Genomic DNA, 26,751 nt, shown 5'->3' on the forward strand with positions numbered 1-26,751 from the left:
CGCACCTATCTAGGCCCCAACCCACCCATTCAGCACGCCAACCCGACCGTCCAAGGCCTCGATCCAAGCGGCTCGAACGCCGATCTCGACACGCTTGCCCCCGGCCCAACTGGCCTCGACGTAGCTGGCGCCGACCCAATGCCTCGGTCCACTCGACCACAAGGCCCGCCTCATCGCGAAAGCCTTCCGCGCTTCACACGCCACGTCCCAGTCTCGATCAAGATCCGGGTCCGCGCCGCCGGAGAGCCCGAAATTCAGGGGTGGGGGCCATCGACCGGCCCAGTGCTCGCGCGAGAGAATCGGCAGGTGCTTCTGGAGAGACCACGGCTGTGGGTACGCCGCTGCCGGGCTGAGACCGCGACTGCGGTCGATGCGGACCGCCTGCGATCGGGGCGACTTCAGCGAGCGCACGGGCTTCAGCGACCGCACCGGCTTCAGCGACCGCACCGGCTTCGGCGAGCGCGGCGGCTCCAGGCACAGGGGCGCGAAGGCACTCATGTGCTCCGGCCGCCGCAGCGAGCGCAGCTCCACAAGCTCCGAGCTTCCCAAGAACCCCGAGCATTTCAGCGCCCGCTGTGGCCGCACTGGGCCGTACGGCGTCCTGGGTTGTCCACCGCTGGAGAGCCGGCCTCGTTCACCAGTCCGCGGTGCGGCCGGTGTCTCTCGGCGGCCGTGAGCTCGGAGGGACGGCCTGGCTCCTGGGTTTCCACCGGCCTCGGCCGCTTCTCCAGTGCATCTGCCCTCCCGATGCGGAGGGTGAGTAGGACGCGGGTCCGTACGGCTGCAAAAACCGATGGCCGGTCGAAATTGTGCTCGATATCGTTTCCGCGGAAGCTGCTGAGAAGAAAGAGTTCTCGCTGGCCGTTCCCGAAATCGCGGCCGGTGTGGTTCGCGGCCCGCCGCCTGGAGAACGATGATCAACTCGGCGCGCTACCGTCGAAAATGTTTTCGATATGCGAATTCGGAGGGTCTCGGTGCGTAATTCGATCTTCATCGCTGCCGCCGCGAATCGCGGCTCCCGTCGATGGCGTACCTGCTCCGACCAGCAAGATCGTATTTCGGGAACCCGACATCGGCAGCATCCGTTGTGATCTACTGAAGGTGTGCCGTCGTTAGAGGTGACTGTGAAAAATGTTTGCGAAGGGTTCCATGGGGTAGACGGGTTCGCGAGTTACCCTGGAAGGGCTGACAAATTGACGATGAAGACACGCTTACCCGGCCTCCACATTCTCCAGCCAACAACACTTAAACGGCCGGGCGTGTCGGCGGGGGTTCGCTGAATCGTCGGATACGGTCCCGTGTGTCGGGACGAGCCCGGAAAAGGACAAGCCGGAAAAGGACGAACCGATGGGGGCTGTGCGCAAGGTGGCGAGCTACCTTGGCCTGGGTGGGGCAGAGCAGTACGACGACGAGACCTACGCCGAGGACGAGTACGAGGACGACTGGATGCCGGCGGCCGAGCGTGCCGCCAAGCGTTGGCAGCCCAACGCCGATCCGGCCCGTATCGTTATGGTCCGCCCGAGGAAGTATGACGACGCCCTGACGATCGGCCGGCACTTCCGCGAGGGCCACACGGTGGTCATGGACGTGGCGGGCATGTCGACGGCGGAGGCCACACGAATGGTGGACTTCGCCGCGGGCTTGGCCTACGGCTGCGAGGGACGTATCGAGCGGATCGCGGACAAGGTCTTTCTGATCACTCCGGCGACGGTGGAGGTTTCCACGGCCTGAGCCGGTCGGCTCGACTTCTGGTCGTGTGCCCGCCGCCCACTCGGTCGGCGGGCGCAGTGGCGCCTGGCCCGGTTTCATGCGCATGAGCAGGCCCGGCGCCAGCCGTTCCCCCGCGTTCTTGTGCCTTGTGGCAACGTGCGGACCGTCTCGCGCGCTCACAGCGCCGGGTGAGGCGTCCGCGGCCAACACCACACGTAGGGCTCACACGCGCGGGCTACACCCCCCACGCCCAGACCGTCAACGCAGTGAGTCCACATCGGCAGGCTCCGCACAAGCACCTGGCCGACAGCGCCCACGCGGCCGACAGCGGGCAGGCTCCGCACCATGCTTACGGCCCATCCGCTCGGCGCACTCGCGCTCCGTAGCCGGCTTGGCCGTAGGGGTCGGCGCGGCGTCCCTATGCGGCCCGGGGGCCGCGGCGCAGGAGCGTGGACACCTCGGTCAGGTCCCGCTCGGCCACGGAGACGCGCTCCTCGGATTCTCTGGCGTACTCGTGCAGAGCCCAGACGGCCTTGTCGGCGAGGTCGGCGAGCTTGCCCGCCCGGGTCTGGACGAACCGTACATCGGAGTGTTCCCGGACGCGGTGCCGCCACAGCAGATGCCCGCCTACGGCGGCGATCAGCAGGCCGACGAGGGCGAGCGGCAGGGCGACCACGAACCCGCTGACGATGACGACGACGGCGAGGACCAGGAGGACATATCCGGGCCATGGCCGGGTGCGCTTCGGCACGCACTCGGTGACGAGCCGCTGCTCGGCGGCCGCCATCGACTCCTGGTCGGGTCCTTCGGGTCTGAGCCTGATCGGATAGCCGAGGATCGGCACGTCCAGGGTGTCGGGTGGCGGCTCGCGCACCACCTCGACGAGGGACTCCGCCGCCGCCTTGATCGCCGGCGCCGCCACGTGCAGGGCGAGCGCGGCGATGTGGGGATCGGCGTCGGGAGCGAGGTCCTGGAGCAGATGCCCGGTGAGCGAGCTCAGCGGCCCCTCCTGGCCGCCCTGTCCCGCCAGGGCGCGGAGCACGGCCAGCGGCTCGTCCTCGGCCCATACGGTGCCGCGTACGACCCTGGTGACCTCGCCGGCCTGCCGGATGGAGGTGATCTCGGTGCAGCGTTCGCGCAGACGGCGCAGGGTGGCCGACGCCTGCAAGGACCGCTCGATCTCGGCGACCTTCGCCAGCTCGGGGAACGGTTCCAGAGAGGCGGGTACGGACGTTTCCGGCAGGCCGGGCACGAGGGCCTTCAGCCACCGGTCGTCGGTGGCCGGCACGTCCACCGCGTCGAGCTTGCGGAGCACGAAGATCTTGCCGACCGGCCCGTACGCCCCGCGAGCGGCGGCGAGCCACAGCGCCCGCTGGCCGGGTGCCACCGGACGGTCTTCGGACAGGTCGCCGAAGGCGGTGCCGAGCCAGGAGGCGTGGATGCGGTCGCCGTGACCGCAGACGGCGAGGGCCAGGCACAGGAACAGAGAGGTGCGCCGCTCGTCCAGCTCGTTGGCCAGGGCCAGCGGCTCCAGGGCGTCCTTGCCGGACAGGATGAGGACGAGGGCCTCGACGGCGGGCCCGAGCCAGTAGCCCGGCACGTCGTTGATCCCCGGCGGCAGGTCGGGCGCCGTGCCGTCGGCCGCCAGGCTGACGATCAGCGCCTCGGCGTAGCGGTGCAGTTCCGTGGCCTCGGCCAGGTTTCCTGGGTCCGGACTCGTGGTCAGGTCCATGCTCACGCGAAACGCTCCCCGAGGAGTCGGCTGGCACTCCCTTGACCGCGCCAGACTAGAGGCTTGGTGCGACAGTCACGGACGAGGCGCGCCGTGGACGGGCCTGACCGGCGGGAACGGAAAGGACGGACCGCCCTGAATCGGACGGCCTGTGATCGCGTAAGGGCGCCGTTCCCGGCCTCACGCGGGCGATCTCCTGCCTTGGAGGCGCCATCTCCGGTCTCGCGCAGGCGATGTCGTGCCCCGGGGAGGCTGCCCTTGGTCGCGCAGAAGCGATCTCCCGCCTCGAAGGCACCATCTCGTGCCCCGGGGACGTGATCTCCGGGCTCGACACCGGCGCCTCCCGCACTGGAGGTGCCGGTGTCGCCTTCTCCCGTGTCCGCCGAAGCGGAATCAGGCACCCCGCTCACATCCGTTCGGGGACTTCGATGCCGAGCAGGTCGAGCCCGCGCAGCAGCACCCGCAGGGTGAGCGCCGACAGAGCCAGCCGCGACTGCCGTACGGACTCGTCCTCGGCCTTGAGGACCGGGCAGCTCTCGTAGAACGAGGTGAACGCCTGGGCCACGTCGAACAGGTAGTTGCACAGCCGGTGCGGCTCGGACAGCTGGGCGACGGCGGCGACGACCGAGCCGAAGCCGAGCAGCTGCAGCGCGAGCGTCCGCTCGGCCGGGTGGCCCAGCGTGATCGGACCGGTGACCGACTCCGGATCGATCCCGCCGTTGCGGAAGATCGACCGGATGCGGGCGGTGGCGTACTGGAGATAAGGCCCGGTGTTGCCGGTGAGGGCGAGCATGCGGTCGAAGTCGAAGACGTACTCGCTGTCGTGGCTGACCGACAGGTCGGCGTACTTGACCGCGCCCATGCCGACCTGGCGCGCGATCTGCCTGCGGGCCTCCGGGTCGTAGCCGCGGTCGGCGATGACGGCCTCGGCCCGTACGACGGCCTCGTCGAGCAGCTCGGTGAGTTTGATCGACTCGCCGCTGCGGGTCTTGAACATCTTGCCGTCGCTGCCGAGCACGCTGCCGATCTGGACGTGCTCCGCCCTGACGTCGTCGTGCAGCCAGCCGGCCATGCGCGCCGCGGCGAAGACCATCTGGAAGTGGAGCGACTGGGTGGCGCCCACGACGTACAGGATGCGGTCGGCCTTCAGGTCGCGCACCCGGTAGCGGATCGCGGCGAGGTCGGTCGTGGCGTAGCCGTACCCGCCGTCGCTCTTGCGGACGATGAGCGGCAGCGGCTGGTCGTCACGGCCCTTGAAGCCGGGCGGGAACACGCACAGCGCGCCCTCGCTGATCTCGGCGACGCCGGTGCGCTCCAGCTCGTCGCAGACGTCGGGGAGCATGGGGTTGTACATGCTCTCGCCCGCGATGTCGTCGTCGGTGAGCGTGACGCCCAGCGTCTGGTAGACCTTGCGGAAGTAGCGGTTGCTGTATTCGATGAACTCGCGCCACAGGCGCAGGGTCTCCGGGTCGCCGCCCTGCAGCAGCGGCACCCTGCGGCGGGACCGCTGCTGGAACTCGGGGTCGTTGTCGAACTTGTGCCGCGCCGCCTGGTAGAAGGCGTTGCCGTCGCCGGCGGCCAGCATGCCGAGCGCCTTGTCCTCGCCGATGTCGAGGAGGTGCTCGATGAGCATGCCGAACTGCGTGCCCCAGTCGCCGAGGTGGTTCTGCCGGATCACCCGGTTGCCCAGGTGCTCGTGGGTGCGGGCGAGGGTGTCGCCGACGATCGTCGTGCGCAGGTGGCCGACGTGCATCTCCTTGGCGGCGTTCGGCGCGGAGTAGTCGACGACCACGGTCTGCGGGGCCGGCTGCGGCACGCCGATGCGCTCGTCGAGCAGCCGCTGCTCGGCCTGCCCGGCGATCCAGCCGTCGCGCAGCGTCAGGTTGAGGAACCCCGGCCCGCTGACCTCCACGCTGACGTCGGTCGTGTCGAGGTGGTCGGCGATGGCCTGAGCGACCTCCCGCGGGGCACGTCGGAGCCGCTTGGCCAGGCTGAGCGCGACGTTCGCCTGATAGTCGGCGAACTGGGAGGGCCTGATCAGCGGATCTTCGGTGGCGTGCTCCGGACCGAAGGCGGAACCCAGCGCCTGCTGGACCCGCTCGGTGAGCACGAGCTGCGGGTCGGTCATGAAGCCAAGCTTATCGGCGTACGCCTTCTGCCCGCCTTTCCATATCGGGGGTCACCAGCGGCGGTGCGACTTGTTGGTGGAGGCGACCCGCTCGCCGATCCTGGCGATGATGCCCTGGGCCGACAGGCGGGCCGCGAGCTCGCAGGCGGCGGCCACACCACGTGCCCGCGACGAGCCGTGGGCGATCACCACGGTGCCGCTGAGGCCGAGCAGCACGGCCCCGCCATGTGCCTCGGGGTCGAGCCGGCCGGCCAGCTCCCGCAGCCGGGCGCGCTGCAGCATCCCGCCGAGCCTGGCCACCCGGCTCTCCGCGATCGTCTCCCTGACCTGTTCGAACGCGTACCGCACGGTGCCCTCGACGGTCTTGAGCGCCACGTTGCCGGTGAACCCGTCGGTGACGATCACGTCGACCTTCCGGGTGAGCAGGTCGTGCCCTTCGATGTTGCCGGTGAAGTCGATCCCGGGCGCGGCGGCGAGCAGTTCGTGGGCCCGCTTGGCGAGTTTGTTGCCCTTCTCGGGTTCGGCGCCGATCGTGAGCAGGCCGACGCGGGGGCGCCGCATGCCGAGCGCCGTCTCGGCGTACGCCACACCGAGGTGGGCGAACTGCACCAGCATCTCCGGCTTGGCGTCGGCCGTGGCACCCGCGTCGAGCAGCACGGTCGGCTGGGGCAGGGTCGGCAGGCCGACCGCGATCGCGGGGCGTACGACTCCCTGCTGGGCCCGCAGCCGCAGCCGGCCGGTGGCGACGACGCCCGCCGTCGAGCCCGCGGACACGACCGCGCAGGCGTCGCCGCGCCGTACGAGATGGCAGGCGATGGCGATGCTGGAACGGGGGCGTCGCAGGCTCGCCAGAGCCCCCTCGTCCATCGCCAGCGCCTCCTCGGCCCGCACGATGGGGATCTCGGTGACCGCGTCGTGCCGGGCCAGCTCCTGGTAGAGCAGGCGGGGATGGCCGACGAGCACGACGGGCACGTCCCGCTCCCGGACGGCCTGTACGGCTCCCGCGACGATCTCCCCGGGCGCGTTGTCGCCGCCCATGGCGTCGAGGGCCACGGGCAGCGCACGTCCGGCGGGCTGCATGGCCGCATCGTAGGGCGTCAGCGACGGGTCCCGCGGTAGACCACGATCTTGCCGAAGCGCGCGTTGCCGGTGACGCGGATCAGCGGGCCGTCGCCGTCGGCGCTCCCGCCGGTCACCGAGCGCTTGGAGAAGATCGCGCTGCCCTCGTCGACGACCCTGGCGTCGGCCGGCACGGTGACGATGAGCTTGCCGCAGAGGGAGTTCAGCTCCAGCGTCACCTCACGGCCGGGCAGGACCGCGTCGCTGAGATCCACGATCAGCGCGCCGAACACCGAGCTCAGCTCGGTGTGCCGCCCGGCGACCCAGCGCCCACGACGTATGATCTTGCTGAACACGGCGGAGACCTGCTGCCGTTCCGTGGAGAGCACGGCCGGCGGGTGGGCCGTGTCGGGCAGGTCCTTGATCAGAGGTGCGAGGTCGCCGATGGTCACGGCGCTGTAGGCGGCGTCGAGCCTGTCGGCGTGTTCGACGCTCGTCAGGCGGCCGGTGGCCAGCGCCTCGCCGAGGACGGCCGCCACTCGGTCGCGGTCGGCGTCCGAGGCGCGCTGTGCGGGGTCGTCTCCCGCGTACGGGGTGAGGGAGGTCACCTCACCAGCGTAACCCCTATCGAGATATGTCGCGATAGGGCGGATTCGTGGACGGCCTCCGACCGGCCGGGCCGCGACGTCCGCCGGCGCGTCGCTAAAAGTGAGCGGAAAGATCTGCCCCGGGGCCTGGGCGCGGTGTTTACCGTCGCTTTCTCCGGAGGCGGGATTGGGGTGACCGTCAAGTGCTCGTCCGGTGCTCGATATACCGACTTTCCGGACGGGGTGCCGGCCCTACATCCCCTGGTCAGCAGGGCTTTCCCCTGTGATCGGCAGTGATAGAAATGCCGACGTCTTTGTCGGCGTGCTCGCCGACGCACGGGGGTTCTTGGGTTCGTCATTCCCACTCTCGTGAAAAGGAATATGAACCGGGGGCAAGTCAATGAAACGAGTGGTTAGGACAGCCGTCGTCGCCGTCACGATCGGCATCGCCGGCATGCTGGCCGCGCCCGCACAGGCTGACGTGTGCGCCAAGAAGTGCACGGAGAAGCGGGTCACGACGGTGGCGAGGCTTCTGGCCGATCTGCAGGGCACGGTCGTCGGCGGGGCCACGGGCGGCGTCGTCGCGCAGGCCGACGCGGCAGCCGACGTGGCCGCCGACGTGGCCGCCGGGGTGGCGGTGGACCTGACCGCTGACATCAGGGCCAACCTCGTCGCGGTCGCGAAGCTCGCCGGCACCGTCACCGCCAACCTGTCCGCCGAGGCGAACGCGCACATCTGCGCGGCCGCCGCCATCGCGGCCGACATCGTGGCCGACGCCGCCGTCACCGTCGACGCCAACGTCATCGCCCGGCTGGAGGCCCACCTCTCCGCCGCCCTGGTCGCGGTCGCGGACGTCAACGCGGCTCTCGCCGCCAAGGCGACCGTCGCCGCGGGCCTCGTCGCCCAGGTCGGCAAGCCGGTCGTCGCCGCTTCCGGCCAGGCCGCCACGGCGGTGGACGCCTCGGCGGCGGCCGTCGCGAACGTGGGCGCCGTGGTCAACGCCGGGCTCAACGTCACCGCGCGGCTCAACGCGCTGCTCAGCCTCAAGGGCGCCGTGGCGGCGACCGCCGGCAGCGCGGGCGGCCTGCTGGCGCTGGTGCCGTGCGAGACGCCGGCGGACAGCGCCATGAGCAGCACCCAGACGGCGGCGACCGACGCCGCCACCCAGGCCGACGCCAACACCCGCGCGGTCACCAAGACCATCAGGAACACCGCGGACGCTCCGGCGCAGGGTGCCGCCGCGACGGCGGGGGCCGCGGCCGACATCGCCGCCTCCGCCTCGGCCACGGCCGACGCCGCGGCGTCGAGCACGGTCTCGTCCGCCCCTGACACGGTGGCCGACGTCGCGCCGACCGGGAGCCGCGGGTACGGCCGGTGAGCCTCGCCTGAGGCCGCCGTCACCGTCGAGGCGGCTCGCCGGTGACCCTGCTGCACGGCCATCGGACACGTACGGCAGGGCTGTCAGAAAGACGTCGAACGACGAGAACGGCCGGCACCCCCGAGGGGCGCCGGCCGTCCGGTGTCATACCAAGGCGTTATGCCGGACCGTTGTGCCGGACCGTTGTGCCGGGCCGTAACGCCTGGTCGTTGTGCCAAGGTGTCCACGCCAGGCCGACCTGCCCGATCGAGCCCTGCCGGATCGAGCCCTGCCGGATCGAGCCCTGCCGGATCGAGCCCTGCCGGATCGAGCCCTGCCGGGGTGCCCGCCGTGGAGCGGACACGGGCGCTCACCCGCGGCCGCCCGGCGGCGAACACCATGCGGCAGGGCAGGCCGGGCCTCAGTTGGGCGAGGCCGGCGAGTCGAAACGTGCGCGCAGGTGGGTGCGCCTGGCGATCTGGGCCTGCAGACGGGCCATCTGCCAGTGCAGCTCGATGAGCTGCTCCGCGATCAGCCCGACGGGAAGCTCCGAGGGATCTTCAGCGGCCAGATTGTCGATCGCCGTCGCGAGGTCGCTCATCCGCCCCTCCCCTATGTCGAATCTCCGTTCGAATCATAGTGGAACGAGCGGCCCTTCCGCGTCAGGTTTCGTACACAGGTGCGATATAACCCCGGGCGAGCGTGTTGGCGGTGATGTTGAAGCCGACCACGGCCGGTGGCGTGTCGGTGTCGAGGCCCAGGGACTCCACGCCCAGGGCGTGCACGGCGAACACGTAGCGGTGCGGGTGGCCGGGCGGTGGCGCCGCCCCGCCGTACTCCTTGGTGCTGAAGTCGTTGCGCGCGTGCTTGGCGCCCTCCGGCAGGCCCTTGAAGTCGGGGCCGTTGCCCGCGCCGGTCGGCAGCTCGGTGACGGTGGCCGGGATGTCGTACAGCACCCAGTGCCAGAAACCGCTGCCCGTCGGCGCGTCGGGGTCGAAGCAGGTGACGGCGTAGCTCTTGGTGCCCTCCGGGGCGCCCGACCAGCGCAGGTGCGGGGAGAGGTTCTGCCCGTTCATGCCCCAGTCGTTGAACACGTGGGCCTCGGGGAGCCGCTCGCCGTCGCGTATGTCGTCGCTCTCGACGGTCAGCGCGGGCACCTCGGGCAGATGGTCGTACGGGATCGGTGGCGGCGTCGGCACGGTCACCCCTCCGTTTCTGTCAGGCCTTGTTGTACGCCTCCAGGACCTCCTGGGGGTCGCCTTCCATTCTGATCTTTCCCTTGTGCAACCAGATCACCCGGTTGCACGTCTCCTCGATCACGTCGAGGTTGTGGGCGACCAGGAAGACCGTGCCGGCCGCGTCGCGCATCTGCTTGATGCGCTGCTGGCTCTTCTTCTTGAACTCGCGGTCACCCGTCGCGAGCGCCTCGTCGATGAGCAGCACGTCGTGCGTCTTGGCCGAGGAGATGGCGAAGCGCAGCCGGGCTCCCATGCCGGACGAGTACGTCGACATGGGGAACTGGACGAAGTCTCCGATGCCGGAGAAGTCGACGATCTCGTCGTACTTCTCGCGCACCTCGCTCGGCGTCATGCCCATCGCGTAGCAGCCGAGGATGATGTTGCGCTCGCCCGTCAGCTCCTTCATGAGGGCCGCGTTGACGCCGAGGAGGGACGGCTGGCCGTTGGTGTAGACGGCGCCCTTGTGCGGGGGCAGGAGGCCGGCGATCGCGCGCAGCAGGGTCGACTTGCCCGAGCCGTTGCGGCCGATGATGCCGATGGCGTCGCCGTGGTGGGCGACGAAGCTCACGCCCTTGACGGCGTGGACCTCCTTCATCTGCGGCCGGCCCTGCCGCCGCAGGATGCGCATGAGCGCGCTGGCCGCGTTGCCCTTCTCGGCGTCGCTGGCCGAGCCGTACACCTTGTAGACGATGTGGAGGTCGTCGACGATGACGGTCGGGGTCCCGGCCTTGGGGTTCTGCGTCTCGTGGTTCTGCGTCTCAGAAGTTTGGGGCGCCACCTGCGACAGCTCCTCGGTCAGCTCAGCCACGGCCGTACCTCTCCTCGGCCCGCCAGAAGTACCAGAAGCCGACGATCAGCGCGAACACTGCCCAGAATATGCAAGTCACCCACGCCCAGCGCTCGGGGAACCGCTGGTAGATCAGCAGATCGCGCATGAACTCGATGTACGCGGCGGCCGGGTTGAACTCCAGCGCCCACCGGAGGAAGTCCGGCAGGTCCTTGGTGCGGTCGTCGATCGCGTAGAAGACGCCGGAGGCGTACAGCCAGGTGCGCGTGATGAACGGCAGGAGCTGGTTCATGTCCCGCATGAACGCGCCGAGGCGGGCCATGAACATGCCGGTGCCGATGTTGAAGACGAGCTGCATGAGCAGCACCACGGGGATCAGCAGCCAGAGCAGGCTCACCGGCTCTCCGGTGACGAGCACCAGGAGGAGGAGCACGGCCATGGAGTAGCCGAGCTGCTGGAGCTCCTGGATGACGTACGCCAGGGGGAGGGCGGCCCGGGGAAAGTGCAGCGCCCGGATCAGGGAGAGGTTCGACGAGATGGACTTGGCCCCGCTGATCACCGTGCGCTGGGTGAAGGTGAAGACCATGACGCCGGTGATGAGGAAGGCCGGGTAGTTCTCGATCTTCTTGCTCTGCCCGAGGATGACGCCGAACATCAGCCAGTACACCGCGGCGTTGAGCAGCGGGGTCAGCACCTGCCAGAGCTGGCCGAGCATCGACTCGGAATACTTGGAGACGTTGCGCGAGGTGGCGTACGTGAGGATGAAGTGCCGCCGGTCCCACAGTTGGCGCAGGTAGGCGGGCATGCTGGGGCGTGCGATGGCGCGTCGTAGTCCGTGACGCTCGGCAAGCGCGGCCAGCGACTCCGGGGCTCGGCCGCCACCCTGGGCCTCCGCGAGCGCGGATTCCGGCTGGCTCATGGCATGGACTCTATTGGATGGAGGTCGGTGGGACGGCTGTCGCACCGAACGTGGCTGCGACTGGTCAAAGGTAGCCCAGGACATCTTGATCCGGGGACCGGGGCACGGGGTGTCGCCCCTGTTCCGGATCAAAGGACTGGCGTTCTGTTGGTATATGTACCCTAAAGGGGAGTTTGATGCCGTGCTGGGCATTTAAGGTTGGGCTCGCAGGATTGTGTGTGACGCCCGACTGACGCACGTGTGACCGAACTGCAACGTGCTGGAGACTCCTCTGGTGCGTCCGGTAAGGGATGCTCCGGACGACTGGCAGGACGTCAGCTGGTTTGACGATGCCCGGCAAACCGGGTGCCAACCAGCGCGAACGCCCATCCTTAGAGGGAGGACCAATCCACTATGCGCGTGACTAAGGGCGCGAAGATCGCCACCGGCACCGCGCTGCTTGCGCTCGGCGTCGCCGCGTGCGGCGGGGGCGGCGGGTCCAGTAGCGGCGGCGGGGACAACCCCCGGGCCGCGACCGGGACCGTCTACATCCGCGGTTGTGAGCCGCAGACCGGCTTCGTCCCCGGAAACATCAACGAGACCTGCGGTGGCACGATCAACGACTTCGTGTACAGCCGTCTCGTCAAGTACAACTCGGACACGGCCGCTCCCGAGCTCGACCAGGCGGAGTCGATCGAGACCACCGACAACAAGGTGTGGACGATCAAGCTCAAGCCCGGCCTGAAGTGGACCGACGGCACGCCGGTCACCGCGAAGAACTACGTCGACGCGTGGAACTACACCGCGTACTCGCCGAACGCTCAGCTCGGCAGCTTCTGGTTCGGTGACATCGAGGGCTTCGACAAGGTCAACACCGCCGACCCGGACGGCCCCGACGGCCCGAAGGAGGCCCCCAAGCCGGAGACCGACAAGCTGAAGGGCCTCGAGGTCATCGACGACCTCACCTTCAAGGTCACGCTGACCGCGCCCGTCGCCGTGTTCCGCACCAAGCTGGGGTACTCGTCGTTCTCGGCGCTGCCCGACGCCTTCTTCAAGGACCCGAAGGGCTTCGCGCAGAAGCCGGTCACCAACGGTCCGTTCAAGTTCGTCCAGTGGGACCACAACTCGCAGATCATCGTCGAGGCGAACCCCGACTACCCCGGGCCGGAGAAGCCCAAGGTCAAGAAGATCGTCTACAAGATGTACAAGGACGACAACGCGGCCTACGCGGACCTGGTCTCCAACAACCTCGACTTCACCGAGCTGATCCCGCCGTCGGCGCTCGCCGGCGACAAGTGGAAGACCGACCTCGGCGACCGCGCGATCGACGGCCAGCAGGGCGTCATCCAGACGATCACCTTCCCGCTGTACGACAAGGAGTTCGGCGGCAACGCGGACTTCCGCAAGGCCGTGTCGTACGCGATCGACCGGAAGACGATCACCGACAAGATCTTCAACAAGGGCCGTGTGCCGATCAACGGCTGGGTCTCGCCGATCGTCGAGGGCTTCAAGGACGGCGCCTGCGGCGACCTGTGCACCTACGACCCCGCCAAGGCGAAGGAGTACCTCGCCAAGGCCAAGGCCGAGGGTTACACCCCGCCGGCCGAGTTCCCGATCTGGTCCAACGCCGACGGCACTCACAAGGAGTGGATCGAGGCCACGGTCAACAGCATCAACCAGGCCTTCGGCGCCGACTCCGGCGTGAAGTTCGTGCACAAGGACATGCCCACCTTCGCCGAGCTGCGTGACACCATCACCCAGCACAAGATCAAGGGCGCGTTCCGCACCGGCTGGCAGATGGACTACCCCCACATCGAGAACTTCCTGAACCCGCTGTACAAGACCGGCGCTTCGTCCAATGACGGTCTCTACAGCAACAAGGCTCTCGACGCGAAGCTCCACGAGGCCGACACCGCCACCGATCCGGCCCAGGCCAACGCCCTCTACCAGGAGGCCGAGGCTATGCTGCAGCAGGACATGCCCGCTATTCCGCTGTGGTCGTACGGTCTGCAGGCCGGCACCTCCAAGTGGGTGACCGGCGTGAAGGTCACTCCCTTCGGCGTGCTCGACCCGCTGTCGATCGCGATCAAGGAAGCGTAGGACAGCTCGTAGGTGAACCCCCCGAGGCCGGTTCCCCACCCGGGGCCGGCCTCGTGGGCTGTCCATTCGCGACTTCCCGTGTTGACCCACGGGGAGCGCATGTACGACCTTTAGCGTCAGATCGGAGGTGCGCATGGGCCGATACGCGATCCGGCGCCTGCTGCAACTCGTGCCTGTCGTGCTGGGCACGACCTTCATCATCAACTACATGGTCTGGCAGCTCCCGGGCGACCCGTTCGCCGGGAGATGCGGCCAGCGGCCCTGTCCGGACAGCTATGTCACGGCCATGCGCGAGCAGTTCGGGCTGGACCAGCCCATTCTGGTGCAGTACTGGAACTTCCTGAAGAACCTGTTCACCGGCAACCTCGGCACCGACTTCAACGGCGTTTCCGTCGCGACCCAGCTCGGCGACGCCTGGCCGATCACCATCAGGCTCGCGCTGATGGCGGTGCTCTTCGAGGCGATCATCGGAATCGGCGCCGGCGTGCTGTCGGGGCTCAAGCGCGGCGGCTTCGTCGACAACGTGGTGACGGTCGCCACGCTGATCCTGCTGTCCCTGCCGATCTTCGTCACCGGTTATCTGCTGCAGTGGATCCTCGGCGTGCAGTTCGGCGTGATCGAGCCGACCGTGTCGGACGCGGCGACGGTCCCCGAGCTGGTCGTCCCGGCGCTCGTGCTGGCCAGCCTCAACATGGCCTTCACCGCGCGGCTCACCCGTACGAGCATCGTGGAGAACCTGCGCGCCGACTACGTGCGGACGGCCGTGGCCAAGGGACTGAGCAACCGGCGGGTGGTCGGGATCCACCTGCTGCGCAACTCGCTCATCCCGGTGCTGACGTTCCTCGGCACCGAGATCGGCTCGCTGATGTCCGGCGCGATCATCACCGAGGGCATCTTCAACATCCACGGCATCGGCGGCCTGCTGTGGCGGGCCATCAACGGCCAGGACTACACGATCGTGGTCCCCGTGGCCACGCTGCTCGTGCTCGTGTACCTGGTGTCCAACCTGCTCGTCGACCTCCTCTACGGCGTGCTCGACCCGAGGATCCGCTATGAGTGACCCGACCGTGACGCAAGACCTCATCAAGGGTGCGGACGAGCCGGCCGCGAGTCCGGTCGCGGTCCGGGGCGACAGGCGCAGCCTGTGGCGCGACACGTGGGACATCCTCAAGCGACGCAAGATCTTCTGGGTCTCGCTCGTGATGCTGATCCTGTTCCTCCTGATGGCGGCGTTCCCGACGCTGTTCACGCACAAGGACCCGGAGTACGCCACGCTCGCCAAGAGCATGGAGGGGCCGAGCGCGGACGCCTGGTTCGGCTACGACCTGCAGGGGCGGGACGTGTGGGCCAGGACGATCTACGGCGCCCGCACCTCGATCATCGTGGGTGTGCTGGCCACGCTGGCCACCATCCTGCTGGGCGGCCTGACGGGCGTGCTCGCGGCCTACTTCGGACGCTGGATCGACGCGATCGTCTCCCGTGTCGGCGAGATGTTCCTCGGCCTGCCGTACGTGCTGGGCGCGATCATCATCCTCGGCACCGTGGCGCCTGCCCAGTCGAACCCGGGCAAGGCGATGATCATGGCGGTCGTCATCATCGTGCTCGCCCTGCTGGGCTGGCCGATCCTGATGCGCATCGCCCGCTCCGCCGTCATCCAGGCCAAGCACCAGGACTACGTGCAGGCCGCGAGGGCGCTCGGGGCCGGGCCGCTGCGGATCATCTTCCGGCATCTGCTGCCCAACTCGCTGGCGCCGATCCTCGTGTACGCCACGATCACGATCGGCAGCTACATCGGCGCCGAGGCCACGCTGTCGCTGCTCGGCATCGGCCTGCGTCCGCCGGTCATCTCCTGGGGTATCGCGATCGCCGACCACGCGTCGTACATGCGGACCGGGGCGCACGCGCTGCTCTTCCCCGCGGCGTTCCTGTCCCTGTGCGTGCTGACCTTCGTCATGCTCGGCGAAGCCGTACGCGACGCCCTCGACCCGAAGCTTCGATGAGGAGGCACAGCGAGTGACGGAAGTGCTTTCCGAGCAGGTGGGCAGAGGCTCACACAGCGGCGCCCTGCTGGAGGTGGACAACCTCCACGTGGAGTTCCGCACCCGGGCGGGCGTGGCCAAGGCCGTCAACGGCGTGACGTACAGCGTGGACGCCGGTGAGACGCTCGCCGTGCTGGGCGAGTCGGGTTCGGGCAAGAGCGTCACCGCCCAGACCATCATGGGCATACTCGACATGCCCCCGGGCAAGATCACCGGTGGCGAGATCCGGTTCCGGGGCGTCGACCTGCTCAAGCTCCCGGACGACCAGCGCAGGAAGATCCGCGGAGAGGGCATCTCCATGGTCTTCCAGGACGCGCTGTCCGCGCTGAACCCGGTCTTCCCGGTCGGCTGGCAGATCGCCGAGATGTTCCGCATGCACCGCGGCACGTCGCGGGCGGACGCCAAGAAGAAGGCCATCGAGCTGATGGACCGGGTCAGGATCCCGGCCGCCAGGGACCGGGTCAACGACTTCCCGCACCAGTTCTCCGGCGGCATGCGGCAGCGCATCATGATCGCCATGGCGATCGCGCTCGACCCGGAGATCCTGATCGCCGACGAGCCGACCACCGCGCTCGACGTGACGGTCCAGGCACAGATCATGGGTCTGCTCGCGGAGCTGCAGCGCGACAGCAACATGGGCCTGATCCTGATCACCCACGACCTCGGCGTCGTCGCCGACGTCGCGGACAAGATCGCGGTCATGTACGGCGGGCGCATCGTGGAGAACGCCCCGGTGCACGACCTGTACAAGAACCCGGCCCACCCCTACTCGAAGGGGCTGCTGGAGTCCATCCCCAGGGTGGACCACAAGGGCCAGGAGCTCTACGCGATCAAGGGCCTGCCGCCCAACCTGCTGGAGATGCCGACGGGCTGCGCCTTCCACCCGCGCTGTCCGTACCGGCGGGACAACTGCGTGACCGACGTTCCCCAGCTGTACACGATCAGTGGCACCCGCGGCAGCGCCTGCCACTACTGGAGGGAGGTCATCGATGAAGGCGAACGCTGAGTCGATCCTCGAAGTCCGCGACCTCGTCAAGCACTTCCCGCTCACCCAGGGCATCGTCGTCAAGCGGCAGATCGGCGCGATCAAGGCCGTCGACGGGGTCTCCTTCGACCTGCACCGGGGCGAGACGCTCGGGATCGTCGGCGAGTCGGGCTGTGGCAAGTCCACCCTGGCCAAGCTGCTGATGGCGCTGGAGCGGCCCACCTCGGGCTCCGTACGCATCCATGGCAGGGACATCGCCTCGGCCAGGGGCGCCGAGCTCAAGCGGATGCGCCGCAACATCCAGATGGTCATGCAGGACCCCTACACCTCGCTGAACCCGCGGATGACCGTCGGCGACATCGTGGGGGAGCCGTTCGAGATCCACACGGACGTCGTGCCGAAGGGCGGCCGCCGGCGCCGGGTGCAGGAACTGCTCGAAGTGGTGGGCCTCAACCCCGACCACATCAACCGCTACCCGCACCAGTTCTCCGGCGGCCAGCGTCAGCGCATCGGCATCGCCCGCGGCCTGGCGCTCCAGCCTGAGATCATCATCTGCGACGAGCCGGTCTCCGCGCTCGACGTGTCGATCCAGGCCCAGGTCATGAACCTGCTGGAGCGGCTGCAGAACGAGTTCGACCTCGCGTACATCTTCATCGCGCACGACCTGTCGGTGGTCCGCCACATCTCCGACCGGGTCGCGGTGATGTACCTCGGCAAGATCGTCGAGCTGGGCAGCGACGCCCAGATCTACGAAGGCCCGACCCACCCGTACACCCAGGCGCTGCTGTCGGCCGTGCCCGTGCCCGACCCCGAGGGCCGGGAGACCCGCCAGCGGATCATCCTGCAGGGCGACCCGCCCTCGCCGGCCAACCCGCCGTCGGGCTGCCACTTCCGCACGCGCTGCTGGAAGGCGCAGGACATCTGCGCCGAGCAGACGCCCGCACTGGAGCCGCGCCCGGGCAGCGACCACCCCAGCGCCTGCCACTTCGCGGAGGTCCGCGACGTGGTGAACGCCCAGTAGAACCGGCCGGGTCAGCGCCCGGGCGACAGCCGTACGTGCGCGCCCGGGGGCAGACCCAGGCGGTCGGAGGCGTCCCCGGCGTTGATCGCCATCGCGACCAGCCCGGCGGAGTCGGTGAACGCCACCAGGTCGCCGGGCGGCACGGCGGTGAACGTCTCCCGGTACGGCACGGCGACCTGGCGGCGCCCCAGCCACACGGCGACGGTGTCGCCGAGCCGTACGCCGATCTCGGCCATGTCGGTGGCGGTGATCGACAACTGGACGTTGCCGTGCCTGTCCACCGACAGCACCTCGCCCTCGGCCGCGCCGTCCCGCAACCGGCAGGTCGGCGCGGGCAGGGTCACCAGGCGGTCCACCGGCATCGGCGGCCCCACGTCGGCGACCGAGCGTCCGGTGCACAGGTGGGCGGCCACCGGGGCGAACAGGTCCCGTCCCGGGAAGGTCGGAGAGACGTTCTCCAGGCACAGGTCCTTGTTCGTGATCTCGTAGGCGGCGTCGGCGCCCCCCGCGGCGCGGACGGCCCATGACAGGATGCCGTTGTCGGGGCCGAGGAACACCCGTCCCCCCGCCTCCACGGCGACCGGTCGCCGGTTGCCGCCCACCGCGGGATCGACCACCGCCAGGTGGACGCCCGCCGGCAGGTAGGGCAGGGTCTGCGCGAGGATGGCCGCGCCGCGGCGTACGTCCCCGGAGGGGACGAGATGGCCCACGTCGATGATCCGAGCCTGCGGGGCGATGCCCGCGATCACGCCGTGGCACGCGGCGACGTACCCGTCCTCCAGCCCGTAGTCGGTCAGAAGCGTGATTACAGAGCTCACACCACGTGACATTACGTCTGTCCCGCCCGGCCTGAACACCCCGGGTTCGTCTCGCGGGCTTGGCATTACCATGGGACGGGCCCGCGAGCCGATCGAGGAGGAGCCGATGGACACCGAACCGGCCGGCGGCGACGGGCCGGACCTCTCGGACCGCGACCGCGAGATGCTCGCGTTCGAGCGCCAGTGGTGGCGTTACGCGGGCGCCAAGGAACAGGCGATCAGGGAGGCGTTCGGCATCTCCGCGACCCGGTACTACCAGTTACTCGGGGAGCTCATCGACCGGCCCGAAGCGCTGGAGCACGACCCCATGCTCGTCAAGCGGCTGCGCCGGATGAGAGCCGGGAGGCGGCGCGACCGCTCGGCCCGCCGCTTCGGGTTCAACTCCTAGCTTTCCCTCCCCTTCACGCATGAGCCCCGCATCCGGGGCATGAGGCCGTCGAGGCGTACGCACGGAACCCCCTTCGGAGTGAGGCCATGACCCTGCCCGAGCACGCAGGACTCGACGCGATCATCGCCGATCCGGCCGGAGCCGTGATCGGGCTCGACTACGACGGCACGCTCGCCCCGATCGTGCCCGACCCCGCCGCCGCCCGCGTGCATCCCGGCGTGCCCGGCGTGCTGGCCGCCCTCGCCCCGCTGGTGCGCGCCGTCGTGATCGTCACGGGCCGCCCGCCGCGTACGGCTCTCGCACTCGGAGAGGTAGCCGGCGTGCCGTCCCTCGCCGACGTGCCCGGCCTGGTGATCCTCGGCCATTACGGGCTGGAACGCTGGGAGGACGGCCGTCTGACGGCCCCGCCGCCGCCTCCCGGGCTCGGCCTCGTCCGCGCCCGGCTGCCCGAGCTCGTGAAGGGCCTCGACGGCGCATGGATCGAGGACAAGGACCGCGCCGTCGCCGTGCACACCCGGCGGTGCGCCGACCCCGCAGGGGCGCTTGAGGCGCTGCGCGGGCCGGTCGCGGCGCTGGCCGAGGAGGCCGGGCTGGCGGTCGAGCCGGGCCGCATGGTGCTGGAGCTGCGGCCGGCCGGAATGGACAAGGGCAAGGCCCTGTCGGCCTTCCTCGCCGAGCGGGACGCCCGCTCGGTCATGTTCGTCGGCGACGACCTGGGGGACCTCGCGGCCTTCGACGCGGTCGAGTCGGCCGGCATCCCCGGCGTACGGGTCTGCAGCGGCTCGGCGGAGGTGACCGCCCTGGCGGAGCGCGCCGACCTGGTGGTGGACGGCCCCGACGGCGTCGTGGCCCTGCTCGGCGACCTCGTGGCACGCCTCGGCAAGTCGTCTGCAAGCGGCGGGGCCTAGCGTGCCGGGCATGAGGACAAAGATCCCGGCCGTGGCGGCCGGTCTGACCGTGCTCGCTACATCTCTCGCCGCGTCACTGGCGGCGTCCCTGGCGGCTCCGGCGGCGTCTGCGGCGTCTGCGGCGGCGTCCATGACGGCTCCGGTGGCGTCTATGGCGGCTCCGGTGACGGCGTTCGCGAGCGGCAGTGCGGCGACGAAGGCTCTGCATCTGCGCAAGGGGCTGACGCTGAGGATCCCGTCGTCCTGGAAGGTCGACGCCGTCCGCAAGGACTGGCTGCGCGTCATCACCGGCTCGTGCCCCACCAAGGGCACGGACATGTACGGCTTCCGCGACTCGGGCTGCCACAGCTTCTGGATCATGGGGCCGAAGGCCATCGCCATAGGCCACGAGCTGTTCCAGAAGTACACGCCGGACGGCCCGTTCTATCCGGCCACCGACGTCGGGCCCTGCCCGGTGAAGAAGAACCTCGTCATCCGCAGGACCACGCTCGCCGAGAAGGGGCTGCGGCAGATCGGGCCGGGACACAAGGCGTACTACCGCGACTGGGCGGGCACCTGCGGCACCATGACCTCGGGCAAGGTGAGGGCCCGCTACAACCAGCGCGAATGGTATCTGCCGATGTCGAAGATCCTGGTGATCGACCAGTGGCGGACCCCGGGCCTGAGCACGATTCTCAAGAACGCGACCTGGCACTGACGACCGGCTCCGGCCTGCGCCTGGGGCACGTCGGTCGCTGTGCGGGGGGTTTTGGTTCTTGGTGGTGCCTGGTGGACGTGTCGCCGGATCTTGGGCAAGTCGGTCACTGCGCCGCAAGGAAGCTCCGGTCCTCGCGAAACCCGCTTCGCTGGGCCTTCGCTGCGGTCCTCGCTCCCTTCCGCTCCGCTCCCTCCACGCGCGTCGATGGACGGCGCTAGGAACGCGTCCGGGAGGCGGCCGCTCCTCCGGCGGCCACCGCGATCAGGGCGGGCGCGAGCAGGAACGCCGTGTGCGTCCCGAAGCCGTCGCCCAGCGCGCCGAGCACGAACGGCCCGCTGCCCGAGCCCACGCCCGCCCAGATCGAGGCCGCGCCGGACGCCTGGTCCGGCCGGCCTCCCGACACCTCGATCATGCGGGTGAGGCCCATGGGGAACTGGACCGAGATGCCGAGCCCGCTGAGCGCGAGCCCGGCGTAGCAGACCGGCGCCGAGGTCCCGGCCCAGAACAGCGCCCAGCCCGCCAGGGTCACCCCGAGCGAGCCGAGCAGCACCGAACCCGGCGCGAAGCGCAGGGCCAGCCGGGCGCCGCCGAACCGGCCTGCCGCCATGCCGGCCAGCATCGCGCTCAGCCCGGTCGCCGCCAGGCCGGGCGACAACCCGGTCCGCTGGGAGAGCAGCTCGGCGGCCCACAGGTTGAAGGCGAACTCGATGGCCACGCAGCACAGCAGGACCACCCCGGCGATGTGGAAGCGCCAGCCGTACGGCGCCCTGCCATCTGATGCCTCCGGCGCCCTGCCATCTGATGCCTCCGGCATTGTGCCGCTGCCCGGCCCCTCTGGCACCGCCGCGGACGGTGATGGCACCCAGATCCGGCCCATGAGCAGGGCCAGCAGGAGGGTGGAGGCCACCGGCACGAACAGCGCGGGCCGCCAGCCGGCCGGTGATTCGGCCACCACGCTGAAGGCGTAGGTGGTGGCGATTCCGGCGATCACGCCGACCGCGTTGGCCTCGCTGATGACGGCCGCCCCAGCCTGGCCGTGGTGGTCGCTGAGCACCGCCATCATCACGTAGAGCGCCGTCGAACCGCAGCAGCCGGCGAGCGTGAAACCGGCCAGGGTGAACGGGAGGGCGTGTCCGAACACGACGAGGAGCACCCCGGCGTTCATCCCGGTCAGGCCGGCCCAGGTGACGACGCGCCGTCCGAACCGCCTGGTCAGCGCCGGCAGGGCCAGCCCGCCGGCGATGCCGCCCAGCGCCATCCCGGTGCCGTGCAGCCCGGCGACGGCCTGGGAGACGCCGAGCTCGGCGCGCAGGAGGGGGAGGGCGGCGGACAGGCCGTAGAGGTAGGTGGCGAAGGTGGCGAGCTGGAGATAGATCAACCAGGTGGGGCTGTCCCTGATGACCTTTATGTTGCGGTCCAAAGTCAGGCAAGGCTAGCGCAGCCGATCATCCGGGACGAGGGCCGGACGCTGTGGCGTACAGCACCCGCACCGGATCAGCGCAAGGCGACGGCACGTCAGCGCCGGGCGGGGTCGGCCGGGATCAGGGCAGTGCGGCGAGCTGGTCGTCGAACCAGCGCTGGGGCGGCAGGGCGGTGGCGGCCTCGCGCAGCCGCAGGCCGCGCCTGAGCCGTTCCTGCTCGGGCAGCGTCAGCGCGTCGTGCAGCGCCGCAGCGGTGCCGGACACGTCGTAGGGGTTGACGAGCAGGGAGTCGGCCCCCAGCTCGGCCGCCGCGCCCGCCTCGCGAGACAGCACGAGCGCGCACCGGGGCGACAGGATCGGGCCCTCCTTGGCCACCAGGTTCATGCCGTCCCTGATCGGGTTGACGAGCAGCACGTCGGCCAGCCGGTAGGCGGCCAGCGAGCGCGGATAGTCGTCGTTCACGTTGAGGATCAGCGGGTCCCAGTCCTCGGTCGCGTACTCGTCCTCGATCTCCTTGGCGCAGCGCTGCACGGCCGCTGTGTATTCGCGATATTCCGGCAGGTCGTGGCGGGAGGGGTAGGCGAACGCTAGGTGGACGACCCGGCCGTGCCATTCGGGGTGGGTGGCCAGGAACTCCTGGTAGGCGCGCAGGCCGCGCACGATGTTCTTGGACAGCTCGGTGCGGTCGATGCGCACGATCAGCTTGCGGTCGCCCACGAGGTCTCTGATCACGGACATGTGCGACTCGACGTCCTGCTCGGCGGCCCGGGCCAGCAGCGCCTCGCCGTTCACGCCGAGCGGGTGCACGCCGATCCTGGTGGTCCGCCCCTCGTACGTGACCGTCCGGGCGGCGTGGTCGACGTCGGCGCCGAGCAGGGCTTCGCAGCAGTCCATGAAGGCGCGGGCCCAGCGCGCGGTGAGGAATCCGGCGTGGTCGGCGCCGAGGATGCCGGTCAGCACCTCCGCCACGACGTCCTCGGGCAGCAGTGCGAAGTATTCCGGCGGCGCCCAGGGCGTGTGCGAGAAGTGGGCGATGCGCAGGTCGGGCCGCTCGACCCGGAGCATCGCCGGGGTCAGCGTCAGGTGGTAGTCCTGCACCATGACGCGCGCCCGGTGGGCCGCCTCCTCGGCCAGGGCCAGCGCGAACGCGCCGTTGTACGTGCGGTACGACTCCCACTCGCGGCGGAACCGCGTGCCGAACTCGGGGGAGAAGGGCGTGTTGTAAAGCAGGTGGTTGACGAACCACAGGGTCGAGTTGGCCACGGCGTTATAGGCCCGGTGGAAGACGGCGGGCGGAATGTCCAGCATGCGGATCGGGCCCGTGTCGAAGGCCCGGTCGAGCCGCCCGCCGTGCGTCCGGCGCACCGCCCCCCGGTCGCCGTCCGACAGCGCCGCGCAGACCCACAGGACGTCGGTGTCCTTGACCACCTCGGACAGGCCGGAGACGAGCCCGCCGCCGCCCCTGCGCATGGTCAGGCCGCCGTCTTCAGACAGCGTGAAGGACACCGGGCCCCGGTTGGACGCGATCAGAACGGTGCTGCTCATCTTCGGGTTCCCTCGATCAGAGCGGGCGCGCATGCCGGAAGATTAATAAAAGCCGACCTCCGTCAATAGGATGTCAACCGATCGCGGGAGGGCTGGATACGGCATGGCACTGGACGACACCACCGAGGACCTGGCCCGATCTGCTGCCCGGGGGGACCATCGCGCGCTCGGCGAACTGCTGCGGCGCATCGAGCCCGACGTGCTGCGGCACTGCGAGAGGCTTCTACCGTATCGGCAGGACGCCGAGGAGGCGGCGCAGGACACGCTGCTCGCCGTGGCGCGCAACATCGCGAGGTTCGAGGGGCGGGCAAGGTTCAGCACCTGGCTGCACATCGTGACCGTCAACTGCGCCAGGACCACCTATCGCTCACTCAAGCGGCGTTCGTCCGAACAGGTGGAGGAGCTGCCCGAGCAGCGGCCCGATCCCCGGCGGGTGAGCGTCATCGCCGGCTCGCGGCTCGACCTGCTCGACGCGATGGAGGCGCTGGAGGCCGAGCGGCCCGACCTCGCCCAGGCGCTCGTGCTGCGCGACATCTGCCAGCTCGACTACGCGGAGGTCGCCGACCAGCTCAAAATCCCCCTCGGGACGGTCAAGTCCCGCATCCACCAAGCGCGCAAGTACGTGCAGAGCGCCCTCGGCGAGGCGTACGGCTGATACAAAACGTCTCGCCATATGAGACGTCAGAACGGACACCGGGGACGCCGGGGTACAGTGCTAGTGCCGCGACTGACAAGATTTGCCCGCACGGGGCGGTGGCCAGACTGGTGCATCGCAAGGCGGAGGAGGAGCTCGTAGCCGGAGGCCACGGGCGACGACGACAACGCCGCGAGGTGCCGCTCTGGGTGACGCGACGGGGCAAAGATTGGCAGGAGGGGCACTTAAGGACCTTCTCTGGAAGGTCCTACAACTGAACATGCTCATCCAGAGGGGTGGAGGGACCGGCCCTGCGAAGCCCCGGCAACCTCCCCGGTGTCGAACTCGTGCCCACGAGGCCCGGCCGGGACAGGTGCCAATTCCGGCTCGTGGCCAAGGTGGTCGCGAGCGAAGATGAGGGAAAGGCCTCGCTTCATGGCGCACACCAGCACTGCCGCTAGCACTCCCGCGAACACCGTCGAGTTCGGCCCCGCCACCGGACTTTCGTGTCGTGAATGTGGCGCTCTTTACGAACTCGGCCCGATTTTCGCCTGTACGGAGTGTTTCGGCCCCCTTGAGGTGGCGTACGACTTCGGCGAGATCCGTCGGGAGGACATCGAGTCCGGCCCGGCGAACATCTGGCGTTACCGCTCCCTGCTCCCCGTTCCCGCCGGCGTGACGGCCAAGCCCAACCTCCAGCCAGGCTGGACCAAGCTCGTGAAGGCCGACAGGCTGGCGGCCGAGCTGGGCCTGCGGTCGCTGCACGTCAAGGACGACTCCGGCAACCCGACCCACTCCTTCAAGGACCGGGTCGTCGCGATCGCGCTGGAGGCCGCGCGCAACTTCGGCTTCCACACCCTGTCGTGCTCCTCCACCGGCAACCTCGCCGGCGCGGTGGGCGCGGCGGCCGCCCGGGCCGGGCTGGACTCCTGCGTGTTCATCCCCGCCGACCTGGAGCCGGCCAAGGTGACCATGGCCGCGGTGTACGGCGGCCGCCTCGTCGCCATCGACGGCACCTACGACGAGGTCAACCGCTTCTGCTCCGAGCTCATCGGCGACGAGCTGGGTGAGAAGTGGGGCTTCGTCAACGTCAATCTCCGGCCCTACTACGCCGAGGGCTCCAAGACGCTGGCGTACGAGATCGCCGAGCAGCTCGGCTGGCGGCTGCCCGACCAGATCGTCATCCCGGTGGCCTCCGGCTCGCAGCTCACGAAGATCGACAAGGGCTTCCGTGAGCTGATCAAGCTGGGGCTGGTCGAGGAGCGGCCCTACCGGATCTTCGGTGCGCAGGCCGAGGGCTGCTCGCCGGTCTCCCGGGCGTTCAAGGCCGGGCAGGACGTGGTGCAGCCGGTGCGGCCCGACACCATCGCCAAGTCCCTGGCAATCGGCAACCCGGCGGACGGGCCGTACGTGCTCGACATCGCGCGCCGGACGGGCGGCGCGGTGGAGGACGTGACCGACGAGGAGATCGTCGACGCGATCCGCCTGCTGGCCAGGACCGAGGGCGTCTTCGCCGAGACCGCGGGCGGCGTCACGGTCGGCGTGCTGCGCAAGCTGGTCCGCGAGGGCCGCCTCGACCCGGACGCCGAGACCGTGGTGCTGAACACCGGCGACGGGCTCAAGACGCTCGACGCGGTGGCCGAGCACGCCCGTCCCACCGCCGTCATCCGTCCCTCTCTCGACGCGTTCCGTGCGGCATTCGCCAACTGAAAGCGTTTCAAAAGGCCCATCGGCAGTAACGAAAGCGAGCGAACAATGAGCGTTTCCGTGCGGATTCCGACGATTCTCCGGACGTACACCAACGGGGCCGCGGAGGTGAGCGGCGAGGGAGGAACGCTTCGCGAGGTCCTGCAGAAGCTCGACGCGGACTACCCGGGCATCGGCGGGCGCATCCTCGACGAGACGGGTAAGATCCGGCGTTTTGTCAACGTCTACGTCGGAGAAGAGGACGTCCGATTCGCCGAGGGTCTGGACACCGCCACGCCGGACGGAGTGCAGATTTCGGTCATCCCCGCCGTCGCCGGAGGCTGAGCCGCCGTACCGGGGCCGAGCACCTGACATGCGCTTCTGCGGGTGGAGAAGTCATACGGTGCCATGGCAAATGGTGCAGCTCTCAACTATTAAACAGTAAAGTGAATATTCTTCGGTCCCGCTTTGAGCGAACGCCAAGTAGTAGTTTGCGGATTGACTCTGTTGTCCTACGGCTTGACACGGGTATGGTCGATGTCGATCGACAAAACCGGGGGCTTCTTGGGTGTGGTCCCCAGCCCAGCAAGAGGAGTCGGAAGTGGCGCAGGGCACCGTCAAATGGTTTAACGCGGACAAGGGCTACGGCTTCATCGCGGTAGACGGTGGTAAGGACGTGTTCGTCCATTACTCGGCAATCCTGATGGACGGCTACAAGGCCCTCGAGCAGGGTCAGCGGGTTGAGTTCGACATCACGCAGGGTCAGAAGGGCCCGCAGGCGGAAGCCGTACGCGCCGTCTGATCCCGTCATCGACCTACGGAAGGCCCGGTGCGCGACCCCGCGCACCGGGCCTTCCGCCTGCTGTACGCCTTCTTTGCCTTACTCGGCCCCGCGGTTCAGGCCGGTGAGTGTGGTGCTCCGGAGGGAGCCTGGCCCCTTGGTCTCGGCCGGCTCGGCTGGTGAGTCTCGGCAGGTGGCGCGGCGCACCGAAGGGATGCTCCGGACATACCGT

The 26,751-nt window shown here is 69.3% G+C and carries 26 protein-coding genes and 1 riboswitch; of the genes, 14 read left to right on the plus strand and 12 right to left on the minus strand.

Annotation, left to right across the window (positions count from 1 at the left end; all coding sequences use genetic code 11):
* Positions 1 to 1,347: 1,347 nt before the first annotated feature.
* Positions 1,348 to 1,731, plus strand: a complete 384-nt coding sequence (locus tag HCK04_RS30860; RefSeq protein WP_142625402.1) for a cell division protein SepF — start codon at positions 1,348 to 1,350, stop codon at positions 1,729 to 1,731.
* 397 nt (positions 1,732 to 2,128) lie between these two features.
* Here HCK04_RS30860 and HCK04_RS30865 read toward each other — a convergent pair whose 3' ends face one another.
* The 4 genes from HCK04_RS30865 to HCK04_RS44385 all read right to left on the minus strand — a co-directional run bounded on the left by HCK04_RS30865 (position 2,129) and on the right by HCK04_RS44385 (position 7,237).
* Positions 2,129 to 3,442, minus strand: coding sequence for a hypothetical protein (locus tag HCK04_RS30865; RefSeq protein ID WP_142650968.1), 1,314 nt, complete (start codon positions 3,440 to 3,442; stop codon positions 2,129 to 2,131).
* Positions 3,443 to 3,848: 406 nt separating this feature from the next.
* A complete protein-coding gene (gene argS, locus HCK04_RS30870) occupies positions 3,849 to 5,570 on the minus strand; it encodes an arginine--tRNA ligase (protein ID WP_142650899.1) in 1,722 nt (573 codons plus the stop codon).
* Positions 5,571 to 5,621: 51 nt separating this feature from the next.
* Positions 5,622 to 6,650, minus strand: a complete 1,029-nt coding sequence (gene plsX, locus HCK04_RS30875) for a phosphate acyltransferase PlsX (RefSeq protein ID WP_142650900.1) — start codon at positions 6,648 to 6,650, stop codon at positions 5,622 to 5,624.
* Between the two features lie 17 nt (positions 6,651 to 6,667).
* Complete coding sequence (locus HCK04_RS44385) at positions 6,668 to 7,237, minus strand: DUF1707 domain-containing protein (RefSeq protein WP_142650901.1); 570 nt, start codon at positions 7,235 to 7,237, stop codon at positions 6,668 to 6,670.
* 388 nt (positions 7,238 to 7,625) lie between these two features.
* Between HCK04_RS44385 and HCK04_RS30885 the strand changes: the two genes are divergently transcribed.
* Positions 7,626 to 8,594, plus strand: coding sequence for a hypothetical protein (locus HCK04_RS30885; protein WP_142650902.1), 969 nt, complete (start codon positions 7,626 to 7,628; stop codon positions 8,592 to 8,594).
* Positions 8,595 to 8,751: 157 nt separating this feature from the next.
* Here the strand turns inward: HCK04_RS30885 and HCK04_RS30890 are convergent, their stop codons facing one another.
* From HCK04_RS30890 to HCK04_RS30910, 5 genes are all read right to left on the minus strand, one after another.
* Positions 8,752 to 8,937, minus strand: coding sequence for a hypothetical protein (locus tag HCK04_RS30890; RefSeq protein ID WP_168066403.1), 186 nt, complete (start codon positions 8,935 to 8,937; stop codon positions 8,752 to 8,754).
* 57 nt (positions 8,938 to 8,994) lie between these two features.
* The gene (locus tag HCK04_RS30895) at positions 8,995 to 9,174 is read right to left on the minus strand and encodes a hypothetical protein (protein ID WP_142650904.1); all 180 of its coding nucleotides are present in this window, start codon (positions 9,172 to 9,174) and stop codon (positions 8,995 to 8,997) included.
* A 61-nt stretch (positions 9,175 to 9,235) separates the two neighbouring features.
* Positions 9,236 to 9,772 (minus strand): YbhB/YbcL family Raf kinase inhibitor-like protein, encoded by a 537-nt coding sequence (locus tag HCK04_RS30900; protein ID WP_142650969.1) that lies wholly within the window; start codon positions 9,770 to 9,772, stop codon positions 9,236 to 9,238.
* 19 nt (positions 9,773 to 9,791) lie between these two features.
* Entirely contained in the window at positions 9,792 to 10,589 is a 798-nt protein-coding gene (locus tag HCK04_RS30905; RefSeq protein WP_168066413.1) for an ABC transporter ATP-binding protein, read from the minus strand.
* A 22-nt stretch (positions 10,590 to 10,611) separates the two neighbouring features.
* The gene (locus HCK04_RS30910; RefSeq protein ID WP_142650906.1) at positions 10,612 to 11,517 is read right to left on the minus strand and encodes an ABC transporter permease; all 906 of its coding nucleotides are present in this window, start codon (positions 11,515 to 11,517) and stop codon (positions 10,612 to 10,614) included.
* A 399-nt stretch (positions 11,518 to 11,916) separates the two neighbouring features.
* Between HCK04_RS30910 and HCK04_RS30915 the strand changes: the two genes are divergently transcribed.
* The 5 genes from HCK04_RS30915 to HCK04_RS30935 all read left to right on the plus strand — a co-directional run bounded on the left by HCK04_RS30915 (position 11,917) and on the right by HCK04_RS30935 (position 17,641).
* Positions 11,917 to 13,596: an ABC transporter substrate-binding protein gene (locus HCK04_RS30915; protein WP_205830929.1), complete on the plus strand. Its 1,680-nt coding sequence runs from the start codon at positions 11,917 to 11,919 to the stop codon at positions 13,594 to 13,596.
* A 133-nt stretch (positions 13,597 to 13,729) separates the two neighbouring features.
* Positions 13,730 to 14,656, plus strand: coding sequence for an ABC transporter permease (locus tag HCK04_RS30920; protein WP_142650908.1), 927 nt, complete (start codon positions 13,730 to 13,732; stop codon positions 14,654 to 14,656).
* Positions 14,649 to 15,596, plus strand: coding sequence for an ABC transporter permease (locus tag HCK04_RS30925; RefSeq protein ID WP_142650909.1), 948 nt, complete (start codon positions 14,649 to 14,651; stop codon positions 15,594 to 15,596). Before HCK04_RS30920 ends, HCK04_RS30925 begins: the two co-directional genes overlap by 8 nt.
* Positions 15,597 to 15,609: 13 nt before the next feature.
* A complete protein-coding gene (locus tag HCK04_RS30930) occupies positions 15,610 to 16,641 on the plus strand; it encodes an ABC transporter ATP-binding protein (protein WP_185949069.1) in 1,032 nt (343 codons plus the stop codon).
* Positions 16,625 to 17,641: a dipeptide ABC transporter ATP-binding protein gene (locus HCK04_RS30935; protein WP_142650910.1), complete on the plus strand. Its 1,017-nt coding sequence runs from the start codon at positions 16,625 to 16,627 to the stop codon at positions 17,639 to 17,641. The genes HCK04_RS30930 and HCK04_RS30935 overlap by 17 nt, the downstream gene beginning before the upstream one ends.
* Before the next feature lie 11 nt (positions 17,642 to 17,652).
* On the opposite strand, the gene HCK04_RS30940 is transcribed toward HCK04_RS30935, so the two are convergent.
* Positions 17,653 to 18,459: an SAM-dependent chlorinase/fluorinase gene (locus HCK04_RS30940; RefSeq protein WP_260617475.1), complete on the minus strand. Its 807-nt coding sequence runs from the start codon at positions 18,457 to 18,459 to the stop codon at positions 17,653 to 17,655.
* A 106-nt stretch (positions 18,460 to 18,565) separates the two neighbouring features.
* Here HCK04_RS30940 and HCK04_RS30945 point away from each other — a divergent pair, with 106 nt between their 5' ends.
* The 3 genes from HCK04_RS30945 (at position 18,566) to HCK04_RS30955 (ending at position 20,452) form a co-directional block, all read left to right on the plus strand.
* Positions 18,566 to 18,847: a DUF3263 domain-containing protein gene (locus tag HCK04_RS30945; protein ID WP_185949070.1), complete on the plus strand. Its 282-nt coding sequence runs from the start codon at positions 18,566 to 18,568 to the stop codon at positions 18,845 to 18,847.
* Between the two features lie 86 nt (positions 18,848 to 18,933).
* Positions 18,934 to 19,755, plus strand: coding sequence for a trehalose-phosphatase (gene otsB, locus HCK04_RS30950; RefSeq protein ID WP_142650913.1), 822 nt, complete (start codon positions 18,934 to 18,936; stop codon positions 19,753 to 19,755).
* Between the two features lie 10 nt (positions 19,756 to 19,765).
* On the plus strand, positions 19,766 to 20,452 hold the full coding sequence (locus HCK04_RS30955) for a hypothetical protein (protein ID WP_142650914.1): 687 nt from the start codon (positions 19,766 to 19,768) through the stop codon (positions 20,450 to 20,452).
* A 214-nt stretch (positions 20,453 to 20,666) separates the two neighbouring features.
* Here the strand turns inward: HCK04_RS30955 and HCK04_RS30960 are convergent, their stop codons facing one another.
* A complete protein-coding gene (locus HCK04_RS30960) occupies positions 20,667 to 21,872 on the minus strand; it encodes an MFS transporter (protein WP_142650915.1) in 1,206 nt (401 codons plus the stop codon).
* 121 nt (positions 21,873 to 21,993) lie between these two features.
* Complete coding sequence (locus tag HCK04_RS30965; RefSeq protein WP_142650916.1) at positions 21,994 to 23,418, minus strand: trehalose-6-phosphate synthase; 1,425 nt, start codon at positions 23,416 to 23,418, stop codon at positions 21,994 to 21,996.
* A 103-nt stretch (positions 23,419 to 23,521) separates the two neighbouring features.
* On the opposite strand from HCK04_RS30965, the gene HCK04_RS30970 reads away from it, so the two are divergent.
* The 4 genes from HCK04_RS30970 (at position 23,522) to HCK04_RS30985 (ending at position 26,540) form a co-directional block, all read left to right on the plus strand.
* Positions 23,522 to 24,073: an RNA polymerase sigma factor gene (locus tag HCK04_RS30970; protein WP_142650917.1), complete on the plus strand. Its 552-nt coding sequence runs from the start codon at positions 23,522 to 23,524 to the stop codon at positions 24,071 to 24,073.
* 260 nt (positions 24,074 to 24,333) lie between these two features.
* Positions 24,334 to 24,473, plus strand: a riboswitch (SAM riboswitch).
* A 14-nt stretch (positions 24,474 to 24,487) separates the two neighbouring features.
* Entirely contained in the window at positions 24,488 to 25,762 is a 1,275-nt protein-coding gene (gene thrC, locus HCK04_RS30975; RefSeq protein ID WP_142650918.1) for a threonine synthase, read from the plus strand.
* Positions 25,763 to 25,807: 45 nt separating this feature from the next.
* Positions 25,808 to 26,083, plus strand: coding sequence for a MoaD/ThiS family protein (locus HCK04_RS30980; protein WP_142650919.1), 276 nt, complete (start codon positions 25,808 to 25,810; stop codon positions 26,081 to 26,083).
* Between the two features lie 256 nt (positions 26,084 to 26,339).
* Entirely contained in the window at positions 26,340 to 26,540 is a 201-nt protein-coding gene (locus HCK04_RS30985; protein ID WP_079319298.1) for a cold-shock protein, read from the plus strand.
* Positions 26,541 to 26,751: the final 211 nt, after the last annotated feature.

Origin of the sequence: Microbispora sp. CL1-1 (assembly GCF_012034195.1) — a bacterium.
Classification (GTDB): domain Bacteria; phylum Actinomycetota; class Actinomycetes; order Streptosporangiales; family Streptosporangiaceae; genus Microbispora.